This window comes from Morganella morganii (assembly GCF_019242955.1).
Lineage (GTDB): Bacteria > Pseudomonadota > Gammaproteobacteria > Enterobacterales > Enterobacteriaceae > Morganella > Morganella sibonii.
The window spans coordinates 1,212,279-1,225,561 of the sequence record NZ_CP066129.1; the positions used below are offsets into that span (position 1 = coordinate 1,212,279).

General features: G+C 52.1%; 12 protein-coding genes. 7 read left to right on the plus strand and 5 right to left on the minus strand.

What is annotated here, in order from left to right; genetic code table 11:
* Positions 1-922 precede the first annotated feature (922 nt).
* Both codB and JC793_RS05535 read left to right on the plus strand, forming a co-directional pair.
* Entirely contained in the window at positions 923-2,170 is a 1,248-nt protein-coding gene (gene codB / locus JC793_RS05530) for a cytosine permease (RefSeq protein WP_218427742.1), read from the plus strand.
* Positions 2,163-3,467, plus strand: coding sequence for a cytosine deaminase (locus JC793_RS05535; protein ID WP_218427744.1), 1,305 nt, complete (start codon positions 2,163-2,165; stop codon positions 3,465-3,467). Before codB ends, JC793_RS05535 begins: the two co-directional genes overlap by 8 nt.
* Here the strand turns inward: JC793_RS05535 and moeB are convergent.
* On the minus strand, positions 3,424-4,197 hold the full coding sequence (gene moeB / locus JC793_RS05540) for a molybdopterin-synthase adenylyltransferase MoeB (protein ID WP_218427746.1): 774 nt from the start codon (positions 4,195-4,197) through the stop codon (positions 3,424-3,426). The genes JC793_RS05535 and moeB overlap by 44 nt on opposite strands.
* Entirely contained in the window at positions 4,197-5,447 is a 1,251-nt protein-coding gene (gene moeA, locus JC793_RS05545; RefSeq protein WP_166707279.1) for a molybdopterin molybdotransferase MoeA, read from the minus strand. Before moeA ends, moeB begins: the two co-directional genes overlap by 1 nt.
* Before the next feature lie 202 nt (positions 5,448-5,649).
* Here moeA and JC793_RS05550 point away from each other — a divergent pair, with 202 nt between their 5' ends.
* The 5 genes from JC793_RS05550 to yeiB all read left to right on the plus strand — a co-directional run bounded on the left by JC793_RS05550 (position 5,650) and on the right by yeiB (position 9,455).
* The gene (locus JC793_RS05550) at positions 5,650-6,819 is read left to right on the plus strand and encodes a YbfB/YjiJ family MFS transporter (protein ID WP_218427748.1); all 1,170 of its coding nucleotides are present in this window, start codon (positions 5,650-5,652) and stop codon (positions 6,817-6,819) included.
* A gap of 172 nt (positions 6,820-6,991) precedes the next feature.
* Positions 6,992-7,213 carry a hypothetical protein gene (locus JC793_RS05555; RefSeq protein WP_054425481.1) on the plus strand — a complete coding sequence of 74 codons (222 nt, stop codon included), beginning with the start codon at positions 6,992-6,994 and terminating at the stop codon, positions 7,211-7,213.
* A gap of 14 nt (positions 7,214-7,227) precedes the next feature.
* Complete coding sequence (locus JC793_RS05560) at positions 7,228-7,416, plus strand: hypothetical protein (protein ID WP_166707281.1); 189 nt, start codon at positions 7,228-7,230, stop codon at positions 7,414-7,416.
* A gap of 224 nt (positions 7,417-7,640) precedes the next feature.
* Positions 7,641-8,300, plus strand: coding sequence for a GTP cyclohydrolase I FolE (folE, locus tag JC793_RS05565; RefSeq protein WP_004235735.1), 660 nt, complete (start codon positions 7,641-7,643; stop codon positions 8,298-8,300).
* 3 nt (positions 8,301-8,303) lie between these two features.
* Complete coding sequence (yeiB, locus tag JC793_RS05570; RefSeq protein ID WP_218427750.1) at positions 8,304-9,455, plus strand: DUF418 domain-containing protein YeiB; 1,152 nt, start codon at positions 8,304-8,306, stop codon at positions 9,453-9,455.
* A 7-nt stretch (positions 9,456-9,462) separates the two neighbouring features.
* Here yeiB and sanA read toward each other — a convergent pair whose 3' ends face one another.
* The 3 genes from sanA to cdd all read right to left on the minus strand — a co-directional run bounded on the left by sanA (position 9,463) and on the right by cdd (position 13,166).
* A complete protein-coding gene (gene sanA, locus JC793_RS05575; protein ID WP_431739827.1) occupies positions 9,463-10,236 on the minus strand; it encodes an outer membrane permeability protein SanA in 774 nt (257 codons plus the stop codon).
* Between the two features lie 150 nt (positions 10,237-10,386).
* On the minus strand, positions 10,387-12,084 hold the full coding sequence (locus JC793_RS05580; RefSeq protein WP_218427753.1) for an NAD-dependent malic enzyme: 1,698 nt from the start codon (positions 12,082-12,084) through the stop codon (positions 10,387-10,389).
* A 197-nt stretch (positions 12,085-12,281) separates the two neighbouring features.
* Positions 12,282-13,166 (minus strand): cytidine deaminase, encoded by an 885-nt coding sequence (gene cdd / locus JC793_RS05585; protein ID WP_046893778.1) that lies wholly within the window; start codon positions 13,164-13,166, stop codon positions 12,282-12,284.
* Positions 13,167-13,283: the final 117 nt, after the last annotated feature.

Below are 13,283 nucleotides of genomic sequence, written 5' to 3' on the forward strand. Positions count from 1 at the left end.
CGCACCTTGCGTCTGCATCGTGCGCACTTTACTGAAACGTCAGTGATAAACGGGCCATCACCACACGCTGGGGTAAATGCAGGCGGCGTACAATATATGAGTTATCTGTATTTGGCAATAAAAGTTGAACAGGATAATGACAATGAATATAGCGTATTTTCCCGGAAATTCCGCAAAATGATGACCAGGTAACTATAAGGATAAAACATCCTTACCGGTGATCGTTTTCCGGGGAATTGAACGGGGTAGTGAAAACCGCAGAGGAAGTTGTTTTTTATAATAAAATCATTGGAATATCGATTTTCATTAATAAGTTAATATAGAAATTGATACATTAAGCAGAATAACGTAATTACCGGTGCTGTTTATTTTCAGGCAGGGATAGTGATTTATCCGCTTGCTGCTTTTTTTTCACTGCCGGACGGATAAAAAACGATAAGTAACGATAAAGTGATAACAGACCGGAAAAGGCCGGTAAAAAAATAACGTCATCCACCCGGGAATATCCGGGGACACAACCGGTATGCCGGAACCGAAATAAGTTATTGTGAGATTCAGCGTTATATCCCTGATGTAATGTAAGGCTTACCGTTACATTCTGTGGTATCCGGTAATAAAAAAGTAATAAATTGATTTTTATCCGTTTTTTCATTTATGAAAACATCTTCAGGCAGATATTAATCATATCATGTTCATTTACCGGCCGCAGATACCGGTGTTCCGGCAGACAATAACAGGTGCGGTAATCAGGTATTATTTCCGGTTTTTTCCCTGTTGTTTTTTGCGTCAGGATAATTTTCAGCCGGAATATCATGTATGCGTTAATTCTCTTTAAGTGTGAACGAAATCGTTTGCTTTTGTTTTTTGCGGCTATAGAATTCGTCAGATTTTTTTGGCCTGAGAAAAGCAACAGGAGGCAATTGTGTCCGGGGATAAAAATTACAGTCATGGGCCTGTGCCCATATCCGCGCGGAAAGGCGGGCTGGCATTAACCTTTGTAATGCTGGGTTTAACCTTCTTTTCCGCCAGTATGTGGACCGGAGGTGCTCTCGGTACCGGTCTCAGTTTTAATGATTTCTTCCTCGCAGTTCTTATCGGTAATCTTCTTCTTGGTGTCTACACCGCTTTTCTTGGTTTCATTGGTTCCAAAACCGGCTTAACAACTCACCTTCTCGCGCGTTACTCCTTCGGTATCAAAGGCTCCTGGCTCCCTTCATTCTTACTCGGCGGTACACAAGTCGGCTGGTTCGGTGTCGGTGTGGCCATGTTTGCCATTCCGGTCGGTAAAGCGACAGGGTGGGATATCAACTGGCTGATCGGTATCTCCGGGGTGCTGATGACGGTGACGGTTTTCTTCGGCATCTCGGCACTGACCGTACTTTCTGTGATTGCGGTACCGGCGATTGCCATTCTCGGCAGTTACTCGGTTTACCTCGCGGTAACCGGTATGGGCGGGATGAGTGCACTGCGTGAAGTGATTCCGGCTCAGCCGATTGATTTTAATCTGGCGCTTGCCATGGTGGTCGGTTCATTTGTCAGTGCGGGCACGCTGACGGCGGATTTTGTCCGCTTCGGCCGCAAACCGAAAATTGCGGTGCTGGTGGCGATTATCGCTTTCTTCCTCGGTAACTCACTGATGTTTATCTTTGGTGCTGCCGGGGCGGCGTCTCTCGGTATGGCGGATATCTCTGATGTGATGATTGCCCAGGGGCTGTTATTACCGGCAATTATTGTGCTCGGGCTGAATATCTGGACCACCAATGATAACGCGCTCTATGCGTCCGGCCTGGGGTTTGCCAATATCACCGGGCTTTCCAGCAAAACCTTATCTATCATCAACGGGCTTATCGGCACACTGTGCGCCCTGTGGCTCTATAATAATTTTGTCGGCTGGCTGACCTTCTTATCCGCCGCTATTCCGCCAATCGGGGGAATTATCATCGCGGATTATCTGATGTACCGTCACCGCTATGAAACCTTTGACCGCAGTAAAATGCGTGATGTGAATATCAGCGCACTGCTGGCGGTGGCGGCAGGTGTGATTGCCGGACACTGGCTGCCGGGGATTGTGCCGGTGAACGCAGTTCTCGGCGGTGCATTAAGCTATGCTGTCCTCAATCCGTTACTTAACCGCCGTCGCACAACCAACCCGGAGATGACCCGTGCTTAATCAAACCGTAAAACATATTTTTAATGCCCGTCTGCCGGATCGTGATGGTCTGTGGCGTATCGACATTGATCATCAGCGCATTACCGCGATTGTGCAGCAGCCTGCCGGTGAAGTGCCGCCGGAGAGCCTGGACGCCGAAGGCGGTCTGGTCACGGCACCGTTCGTCGAACCGCATATTCATCTTGATACCACTCAGACTGCCGGGGAACCGGCGTGGAACCAGTCCGGTACGCTGTTTGAAGGTATCGAACGCTGGGCAGAACGCAAAGCGCTGCTGACACATGACGATGTGAAAACCCGTGCCTGGCAGACCCTGAAATGGCAGATTGCCAACGGTATTCAGCATGTCCGTACACACGTTGATGTCTCCGATGCCACACTGACCGCACTGAAAGCGATGCTGGAAGTGAAGCAGGAAGTTGCGCCGTGGGTGGACTTACAGATTGTCGCGTTCCCGCAGGAAGGGATTATGTCCTATCCGGACGGTGAGGCACTGCTGGAAGAGGCACTGCGCCTGGGCGCGGATGTGGCCGGTGCTATCCCTCACTTTGAATTTACCCGTGAATACGGGGTGGAATCCCTGCACAAAACCTTTGCGCTGGCTCAGAAATATGATCGTCTGATCGACGTGCATTGTGATGAAATCGATGATGAGCAGTCGCGTTTTGTTGAAACGGTTGCCGCGCTGGCACACCGCGAAGGCATGGGCGCGCGCGTTACCGCAAGCCATACGACGGCGATGCACTCTTATAACGGGGCCTATACCTCCCGTCTGTTCCGTCTGCTGAAAATGTCAGGCATTAACTTTGTGGCGAATCCGCTGGTGAACATTCACTTACAGGGGCGTTTTGATACGTATCCTAAGCGCCGCGGGATCACCCGTGTCAAAGAGATGCTGGCGGCAGATATTAATGTCTGCTTCGGTCACGATGACGTGTTTGACCCGTGGTATCCGCTGGGCACCGCCAATATGCTCCAGGTGTTGCATATGGGGCTGCATGTCTGTCAGCTGATGGGATATGGTCAGATTAATGACGGGCTGAAACTGATCACGGAATACAGCGCGCGCACCCTGAATTTACAGGATTACGGTGTGGCGGAAGGCAAACGTGCCAGCCTGCTGATCCTGCCGGTGGAAAACGGGTTTGATGCTGTCCGCCGTCAGGTACCGGTGCGTTACTCTGTCCGTGACGGCCGTGTGATAGCCGAAACACAGCCTGCCGTCACACAGATCCATCTGGATAAACCGGAGACTATCCGTTACAGCCGCACACTTCGCACTGAGGATCAGGCTTAAGATTAATGGTGCGGAACTGCATGTGCATGGCATCAAACAGCACCACTTTTCCGCTGCTCACCTGCCCGTAGCCGGTGAGCAGTTTGATGCACTCCATCGCCTCCAGGGTGCCGATGGTGCCGACCAGCGGTGCCATTACACCCGCTTCCACACAGGTCAGACTGTTCTCCCCGAATAACCGGCTCAGGCAGCGGTAACAGGGTTCGCCCTCCTGCCAGGTAAAGACAGAAATCTGTCCTTCCATACGGATAGCGGCACCGGATACCAGCGGGATCTTCATCTGATGACACGCGCGGTTAAGCTGTTCGCGGACAGCCACATTATCGGTACAATCCAGCACCACATGATGAGACTGAATCAGGGCGGCCAGCTCATCATCATCCAGCTGTTTGGTGACCGTTTCGGTATGACAGTGCGGATTGACTGCTTTCAGCGCAATGGCGGCGGATTCTGTTTTTGCCATCCCGATGCGGGCATCAGTATGCAGGATCTGACGCTGCAAATTGGAGAGCGAGACGGTATCAAAATCCAGCAGCGTAAGATGACCAACCCCTGCGGCAGCGAGATACTGCGCCGCCGCACAGCCCAGCCCGCCGAGACCGGTGATCAGCACCCGCCCGGCTTTCAGGGCTTCCTGACCATCAAAATCAAAGCCGCGCAGTACTATCTGACGGTTATAACGCAGCGCTTCTTCATCACTGAGTTCAATATGTCCGGGTTCAGTCGCCATCAGTCATTCTTCAGTAAATGATTAAAAAATTCGATTTCAACGGTGTCACCGGCGGCAACCGCACCGCGTTCACGCTCCAGCACAATAAAGCAGTTAGCGAGGCTGAAAGAACTGAAAATATGTGAGCCCTGATCGCCGGTGGTTCTGACCACCATCTGACCCTGTTCATTCACCCCGGCAATACCGCGCTGGAAGTCCAGACGACCGGCAGATTTCTTCAGCGGCGTGGTGGCGACGGCTTTAAAGCGCACCGGCGGCTGCCACTGGCTGAAACCGGACAGACGGGCAATCAGCGGCTGCACCAGCTCATAGAACGTCACGGTGGTGGAAACCGGGTTACCCGGCAGGCCGCAGAACCAGGCGTTGTTCAGTTTACCGAAAGCAAACGGTTTGCCCGGTTTGATCGCCAGTTTCCAGAAATTAATTTTACCGATCTCATCGAGGATCTGTTTGGTGTAATCCGCTTCCCCGACAGACACGCCGCCGCTGCTGATCACCAGATCGGCCAGTGCATCGGCCTTTTCAAAGGTGGCGCGCAGAATCTCCGGGTTATCCGGGATCACACCGAGGTCAATTACGTCACAACCGAGTTTTTCCAGCATCAGACGAACCGCAAACCGGTTAGTATCATAAATCTGTCCGTCACCCAGCGGCTGGCCGACAGCCTGCAATTCATCGCCGGTGGAGAATACCGCTACTTTCAGTTTGCGTACCACAGATAATTCTGCCAGACCGAGGGAGGCGATCAGCGGAAGCTGGGCGGCAGCCAGTTTGGCGCCTGCCGGTAAAACTTCGCTGTGCTGCGCGATATCCTCACCGATGCGGCGGATATTCTGCCCGGCGGTAATGCCGGCAGTAAAGGTGATACCGGCATCTGACACTTCTGCTTCTTCCTGCATCACCACGGTATCCACACCCGCCGGTACCGGGGCACCGGTCATAATACGGACACATTGTCCTGCCGGTAATGCGCCGTTAAACGGTACACCGGCCAGTGCCCGGCCAGCCACCGGCAGCGGGGTTTTTCCGTCCCAATCCGCCAGGCGCAGCCCGTAACCATCCATTGCGGAATTATCAAATGGCGGTACATTGATCGGCGAAATAACGGGTGCGGCAGTGATCCGCCCGGCAGCATCCGTCAGCGCGATCGTTTCCGTACCGGTGATCGCGGCCGGGGTCGCGAGCAGCTTATCCAGTGCTTCCTGTAAAGAGATTAACGAAGAGGTGTGACTTTCTGTCGGATTAGCCATGATGCTGTTTCACTCCCGGTGCCCGCAGGGCGCAGATAAAACGGATAATAAAGAGAAAGACATTATGGCAGACTTACTGGTCAAGTTGAATGATATGGCACAAAAGCGTGAGCTACAGATATGATTTCGGAAGTGATTATTGCATTTTAAAGTCTTCTTTTGGTATAACGATATTACAAATTATTAACATATTGTATTTCATATGACGACATCTCACTCCGCCCGTCAGACAACGGCGCTTCATATTGCAGTCAGTGGTTTTCTTGCGCTGGTGGTCGCCATGGGAATAGGGCGCTTTGCCTTTACCCCGCAGGTGCCGCTGATGATTGACGAGCATCAGCTTGATCTGACAACCGCCGGTATTGTCGCTGCCTGGAATTACCTCGGTTATCTTGCCGGGTCCTTTGATGCCATGCGGGCAAAACGCGGCATTGAGCTGCGGTTGTGGACCGGGTTATGGGGCGCGGTGATTATCACACTGCTGTCAGCGGTGATTTCCGGCGCGGTGCTGCACAGTATCGCACGTTTTTTTTTCGGCTGGGCGAGCGGCTGGACACTGGTACTCGCCGCTGCCTGGACCAATGATGCGCTGGCAAAACTCAACCGGCCGGCACTGAGTGTTGCGGTTTACGGCGGAACCGGTACCGGGATTCTGCTGTGCGGACTGGCGGCCATCGGCATTCAGGGTTTATCACTGACCGCCTCGCAGGGCTGGTGGATCTATGGTGCCGCGGCGCTGGTGTTCAGTCTGTATGTCAGCCGCTATCTGCCGCGTCCGGGAGAACTGAGTACCGGCGCCTCCCCGCACAGCAAGCCGGTGATGACGCCGAAAATCCGTCGTTTATTGTGGAGCTATGCTCTGGCCGGGTTCGGCTATATCCTGCCCGCCACGTTTTTATCGCAGATGGCAGCGGCACGTTTTCCCGGCAGCCTGTTTGCTCAGTTTGTCTGGCCGGTATTTGGTATCGCAGCTGTTGCCGGTATCGCTGCCGCAATTGCCGCGCGGCATTTTTTCACGCCGCAGCGGCGGCTGGCAATCACCCTCTGGGCACAGGCAGCGGGTATTCTGGCGGCGGAAGTGATGCCGGGTATCAGTGGTCTGGCAGTCAGTGCCTTTCTGGTCGGCGGCGGCCTGATGGCGGCAGTGCAGCTGGCATTCCAGTGCGGACGCGAACTGGCTCCGGAGCACGGCCGCTATATGGCCGGGCTGCTGACCACCTGGTATGCCGTCGGACAGCTCGGCGGCCCGCTGGTATCCTCGGTTTCCGCATATTTTACCGGTAAACTGGAACCGGCACTGTGGGTCGCCTTTGCGGCACTGATTATCGGTGGATTGCTGGTGTTCCGTGATCGCAGTGATATAAACGAATAATTATCTCATGGATAACAGGTTTATTATTTATTAATCCTGTTATCTTTTTAATTAATTAAAAATAAAAAACAGAGAACTAAAAAAACGGGTTTATCACTTAACCGGTTTATGCTTTATTTAATTTTCAGGGCATAAAGTCATCATAATGAAAAATAACCGGTAATCATTCCTGATGAGAAAGAAAAATATTCTTAAGAAGGTAATTAATGATCTGAAAGATACACGCTTGCTGTCCATGAATGTCAGTATGGTACTGACGCCACTGATGGTCACGCACTCATCACTGCGCATTGTCAGGCCGGATAATGTGATGACTGATGTCTTTCTTACACCGGTGATTTATGTGGGATTCTATGTTCTGACAAAAAAGATACTGTATTTTATATTTGAATAATTGAGAGGTTAATTATGAAAGAATTAAATCAGGAACAATTATTGTCTGTTTCAGGTGCAGGGTTTATTTCTGCAGGTGTGATTTTCGCCGGTATTGCATTTGATGTCAGTGCTGCAATGATTTCAAATATCACCCGGAGCAGCGAAGAAATTGTTTTTGCTGATCATAAGGATATTTCCCGTCTCCGTTATGAGGTTATATAACACATCTGTTATCCGGCATTTTTCCGGTAAATGTTTTCGTTATTTTTTTCCGGCTGATATCCGTAGTATTAACAGGGATTTCCGGTGCAAACTTTTCATCACCAAAACCACAAAATGGATTAACAAAACGGCGTATTGCTCTAAAATAGCAGGGCGGCGGGTATTGACCGGCCGCCGGGTGCAACACAGCACCGGGAGTCACCTGAAAAATAGTCGGAGAAGGTATGTCATCATTAAGCCGGGAAGCAGAACTTGTCCACGCCGCGCTGATCGCACGCGGGCTGGAGACACCATTGCGGGAGCAGACACTGCCGCCGGAAACCCGTAAGGTTCAGATTGAAGCGCACATGACAGAAATTATGAAGCTGCTCAATCTCGACCTGAGCGACGACAGTCTGGCAGATACCCCGAAACGTATCGCGAAGATGTATGTGGATGAAATTTTTTCAGGGCTGGATTATCACAATTTCCCGAAAATCACCCTGATTGAAAATAAAATGAAAGTGGATGAGATGGTGACGGTCCGTGATATCACGCTGACCAGCACCTGTGAACATCACTTTGTCACTATCGACGGTAAAGCCACGGTGGCGTATATCCCGAAAGACACGGTTATCGGGTTATCGAAGATTAACCGGATTGTGCAGTTTTTTGCTCAGCGTCCGCAGGTGCAGGAGCGTCTGACACAGCAGATTTTACTGGCGCTTCAGACGCTGCTCGGAACCACCAACGTGGCGGTATCCATTGATGCGGTGCATTATTGTGTCAAAGCCCGCGGTATCCGCGATGCGACCAGTACCACCACCACCACCTCACTGGGCGGATTATTTAAATCCAGCCAGAACACCCGCCAGGAATTCCTGCGCGCAGCCCGTCATATTTAACCGATGACATTGTCTGCCACTCCCGCCTCTGCACGTATTGATGTTCTCGATATGGTGCGGGGGCTGGCCGTTCTCGGTATTTTTATCCTCAACATCAGCGGGTTCGCCCTGCCGTCCGCAGCCTATCTGAACCCGGTCTATATTCCGTCAGCGTCAGGAACGGATGTCACGACCTGGGCGGTACTGAGCGTACTGGTGCAGGGTAAATTCCTCGGTATGTTTGCGCTGCTGTTTGGTGCGACACTGATGATGCTCAGCCGCTACAGTCAGTCATGGAATATGGGGCGGTTGCTGGTGCTGGGGGTTATCGGTCTGCTGCATACGGCGCTGCTCTGGAGCGGGGATATCCTGCTGATGTACAGCCTGACCGGCGTGGCCGCCTGCTGGATCATCCATAATGTTTCCTCCCGCTGGTGGCTGAAGCTGGTACCGGTGCTGGTCCTGACCGGATTGTTTTTATTGTTTTTCCTGTTATCGGAAGACGGTGAGCTGAAACTGCTGTACTGGCAGCCGTCGCAGGAAATGCTGGATTATGAAGTGCTGATCGCCAACACTGGTGGCATTGCAGGTATGCTGGACAGAATCAGCACCATCAGCGGCATGCTGATGATGATGGTGGTTCAGTATGGCTGGCAATTACTGGCGATGATGTTGCTGGGAGCCGTGCTGATGAAAAATGGCTGGCTGAAAGGGGCATTTCCGCTGTCTCACTACCGGCGGCTGGCGGCATTGCTGCTGATCCCGTCACTGCTGTTACAGGCTGTTGTTGTGTGGATGGAATACCTGAACGGCTGGAGCGTCTTCTGGTTAGGCACTGTCGGGTATCCGCTCGCCGATATTTTACAGCCGGTGCAGGCCACCGGGCTTATCGCACTGTTTTACGGTTTGCAGCCGCAGTTAAAACCGGTTTCGGCCTGTTTACAGCGGGTCGGGCGTACAGCCCTGAGCAGTTATCTGCTGCAATCGGTGTGCGGGGTGATAGTGTTTGAGTACTTCGGTTATTTCGGTCAGTTTGATCGCCTGACGCTGCTGGCGTTTGTGCCGCTGATGTGGATGATTAACATTTTATTCTCCACTCTGTGGCTGCGTTACTTTTCTCAGGGACCGGCGGAGTGGTTATGGCGGAAAGCAGCCGGTAAACTGGCTGCCCGCTGAAGTGATACTACGGTGCAGCCGGTGCCGGTTGTCCGGTTCCGGTTTCTGCCGGTTTTTCTGCGGTGGCTGGCGGCTCCGGATAAAGCACATTCAGCTCTTCCGGGGTCACTGCCGGGTATGACGGCACATTTGCAGGCAGCGTCTGCGGCGCCGGGATAGACTCCTGCGGACCGAGGAAACGCGGCTCACGATTGAGAATATATAAGTCGGCCAGCGCCCCCAGCCGGGCAATCACTTCCCGCGCCCGGACAGTAAACATATTCTTCGGAGAAGAAACGGCATAACAGCGTGCCTCAATTCCTTTCTCCATCGCGATATACAGTGCCCGTTCGCAATGAAAACGCTGGGTAATAATGGTAAACCCATTGGTATCAAAGACTTTTCTTGTCCGTACCACTGAATCCAGCGTACGGAATCCGGCAAAATCGAGCACAATTTTACTGGCCGGTATCCCGGCATTCACCAGATCTTTCCGCATCGTACTCGGCTCATTGTAGCTGTGCTGCGCGTTATCACCGCTCAACAGCAGATATTTCACTTTGCCGCTGTTATACGCATTGACCGCACCCTGAATACGATAGAGGTAATACTGGTTAATTGTCCCGTTTCTGTAGTACTTGGCTGTACCGAGTACCATACCGACTTCAGCCGGCGGCAGGTCATTGATATTTTCATAAATATAGGGCGCGGTTTTCCAGCTTATCCAGCGATCTGCCGCAATAGCCACCACTGCCGCCAGGATAATACCTGCCAGCAGCCACAGAATGATCCGTTTCCATATCCGGGCTTTTCCCATTATTCCTGAGACCTTTATCACTATATAGTTACCATAAGGCTAAGATTACTTGAGCGGGGAAAAGCTGGCAAGGGTGAAAAAAAGAATAAAACCCGCACAGAGGCGGGTTTTCAGTGACAGTTCACCGGCTATTCGTCAGAAAGATGTCCGGCGGTAAACACGATATTCCGGATGCCAGAAGTTGCGTTCGATAGCTTCATCGAGAGCGCCGTCAGAGGTGACGGTGGCAACACCCTGGATCTGTGCTTCCTTGGCAACCTGTTTGGCGATGATACGGGACACTTTTTTGATATCCTCGATATCCGGCAGTAACGAACCTTCGCCGTTGATAACCATCGGCGAACAATCAGCCAGTGCACGGCTTGCGGTCATCATCATACCGTCAGTCACACGTTTGGCACCGGCAGCCAGCACTCCCAGACCAATCCCCGGGAAGATAAAGGAGTTGTTGCACTGAGAGATAGGATAGGTTTTATCCTTATAAATCACCGGATTGAACGGACTGCCGGTCGCAACCAGTGCATGGCCGTCTGTCCAGGCGATAATATCTTCCGGACGCGCTTCCACGCGGGAGGTCGGGTTAGACAGCGGCATGACCACCGGACGCTCACAGTTTTTGTGCATTTCACGGATAATCTCTTCCGTAAACAGCCCCGGCTGACCGGAAACCCCGATAAGCACCGTCGGTTTGGCGTTACGGACCACATCTTCAAGCGAAATGGCATCATTCTGCACATCCCAGTCCGCAATAATGTCACTTTTGGTGATCAGTTTGCTCTGGAAGTTCAGCAGGTTCGGCAGTTTATCGGTCAGCAGACCGAATCTGTCCACCATAAAGATACGGGCACGCGCCTGCTCTTCACTCAGACCTTCGGATTTCATCTGCGCGATGATCTGCTCAGCGATACCACATCCGGCAGAGCCTGCTCCCAGGAAAGCAACGGTCTGATCTTTCAGCTGTCCGCCCGCAGCACGGCTGGCGGCGATCAGGCTGCCGAGGGTGACTGACGCGGTTCCCTGAATATCATCATTGAAGCAGCACAGCTGATCGCGGTAGCGTTCCAGCAGCGGCATCGCATTTTTCTGGGCGAAATCTTCAAACTGTAACAACACATCCGGCCAGCGGCGTTTAACGGCATTGATAAATTCATCAACAAATTCATCATACTCTTCGCCGGTAATCCGCGGATGACGCCAGCCCATATAGAGCGGGTCGTTCAGGCGCTGCTGATTATTGGTACCGACATCCAGCACGATAGGCAGGGTATACGCCGGGCTGATACCGCCGCAGGCAGTATACAGGGAGAGTTTACCAATCGGGATACCCATCCCGCCGATCCCCTGGTCACCCAGACCGAGGATCCGCTCACCATCGGTGACCACGATGACTTTTACATTCTGCTTGGTGGCATTCTGCAGCATGTCATCAATGTAAGCGCGGTTCGGATAAGAGATAAACAGCCCGCGCGCACGGCGGTAACTGTCTGAGAAATGCTCACAGGCCGCCCCGACTGTCGGGGTGTAAATGATAGGCATCATTTCTTTGAGGTGAGCATTGAGCAGACGGTAGAACAGCGTTTCATTCGTATCCTGAATGTTACGCAGGTAGATATGTTTATCCGTATCGTTTTTAAAATCAGAATACTGACGATAGGCGCGTTCAGTCTGCTCTTCGATGGTCTCCACCGCTTCAGGCAGCAGGCCGTGGAGGTTGAAATTACTGCGCTCTTCTTCGGAGAAGGCGCTTCCCTTGTTCAGCAGCGGGAACTCTAACAGGATAGGGCCCGCATACGGGATATATAATGCACGTTTGCTTTCGTATTCCAGTTCCATGTATGACTACTCTTTGCCAATTGACATTTTTAAGACAGGACGCACTGATCCTAAGTTATCTGAAAAATATGTACAGTAATTGTTACGAAATTAGTGATACCGATGTGTGAAAGTGAGAGGCGGGATAGATTTATATTGAGTAATCACGTAAAGGTTGATGCCCGGAACCGGTGAGCACCAACCTCAGAGGGAGAGGATCAATAACTGAACAGAGCGATATCCTGACAGCCCAGGGCATTCAGTGTGGCAGAGGTGCTTTCCCATTGTGACAGTGTGGCATTACTGCCTTCCACCAGTACAGCGCGGTGGATATCGTGCAGGTCGCCGCCCGCCATATTCATAAAGATCAATGCGGCCTGTAACGGCGGCAGCCCCGGGTTAAAGGCAGCATTTTCAATATAAGCACCGCTGTAGATGCGTCCGCGGCTGTCCTGAAGAGCCACACCGCTGTGGGAATGAGAGTACGGCGCATGGCTGCGGTTAGCCGCCTCGAGCGCTTTTCCGACCACCGCATTAGTGGCAAGGAAATGATAACCATGATGCACCTGGTCAAACAGACGGGTTTCAATCCCCAGATCCACCGGGCCGAAAGCATGCGGCAGCAGGGTTTTCAGCGGCATAGCGGCCAGTTCCGGTAACTGAATCAGCAGTTCTGTGCCGCTGTTCAGTTCATTCATAAACTGACGGCAATGGCCGCACGGTGTGTAATTGACGGTGACTTTGCGCAAACCGTTTTCGCCGCGCAGCCAGGCGTGGGTGATCGCGCTCTGTTCCGCGTGTACCGTTTGCTGTAACGGCACATGGCAGAACTCCATATTGGCACCGAAATAGAGGTTTCCGCTCAGTCCGTGTGCAACCGCACCCACATTAAACCGGGATACCGGTGTCACAGCACAGGCTGCCGCCAGCGGCAACATGGCCAGCGCGAGTGCATCCTCATCAGTACCTGCGGCGTTGCAGAGTGCAGTGACCTGTTTGGCGGATAAATATCCGGGGAATGTATCAGCGCACACAATATCTGTCAGCAGTGTCTGTAACGGGGAAGGGAGTGTGTTCAGGGCTGCATGAAAGCGGTTTTGCATAAAATGACCTCCATTATCAATAAGATCATTTTAGCGGGGAGTTGCACATAATGAACGTGATTTTTATCACGTTCATTATGAAACGAATGAAACAAATGCTGAATTTGCGAGATGGAA

Bases quoted from the DNA above. Each gene is read 5' to 3' on its own strand.
- folE (WP_004235735.1), top strand. From the start codon at position 7,641: ATGTCATCATTAAGCCGGGAAGCAGAACTTGTCCACGCCGCGCTGATC.
- JC793_RS05560 (WP_166707281.1), top strand. From the start codon at position 7,228: ATGAAAGAATTAAATCAGGAACAATTATTGTCTGTTTCAGGTGCAGGG.
- JC793_RS05550 (WP_218427748.1), top strand. From the start codon at position 5,650: ATGACGACATCTCACTCCGCCCGTCAGACAACGGCGCTTCATATTGCA.
- moeA (WP_166707279.1), bottom strand. From the start codon at position 5,447: ATGGCTAATCCGACAGAAAGTCACACCTCTTCGTTAATCTCTTTACAG.
- yeiB (WP_218427750.1), top strand. From the start codon at position 8,304: ATGACATTGTCTGCCACTCCCGCCTCTGCACGTATTGATGTTCTCGAT.
- moeB (WP_218427746.1), bottom strand. From the start codon at position 4,197: ATGGCGACTGAACCCGGACATATTGAACTCAGTGATGAAGAAGCGCTG.
- JC793_RS05555 (WP_054425481.1), top strand. From the start codon at position 6,992: ATGAGAAAGAAAAATATTCTTAAGAAGGTAATTAATGATCTGAAAGAT.
- cdd (WP_046893778.1), bottom strand. From the start codon at position 13,166: ATGCAAAACCGCTTTCATGCAGCCCTGAACACACTCCCTTCCCCGTTA.
- JC793_RS05580 (WP_218427753.1), bottom strand. From the start codon at position 12,084: ATGGAACTGGAATACGAAAGCAAACGTGCATTATATATCCCGTATGCG.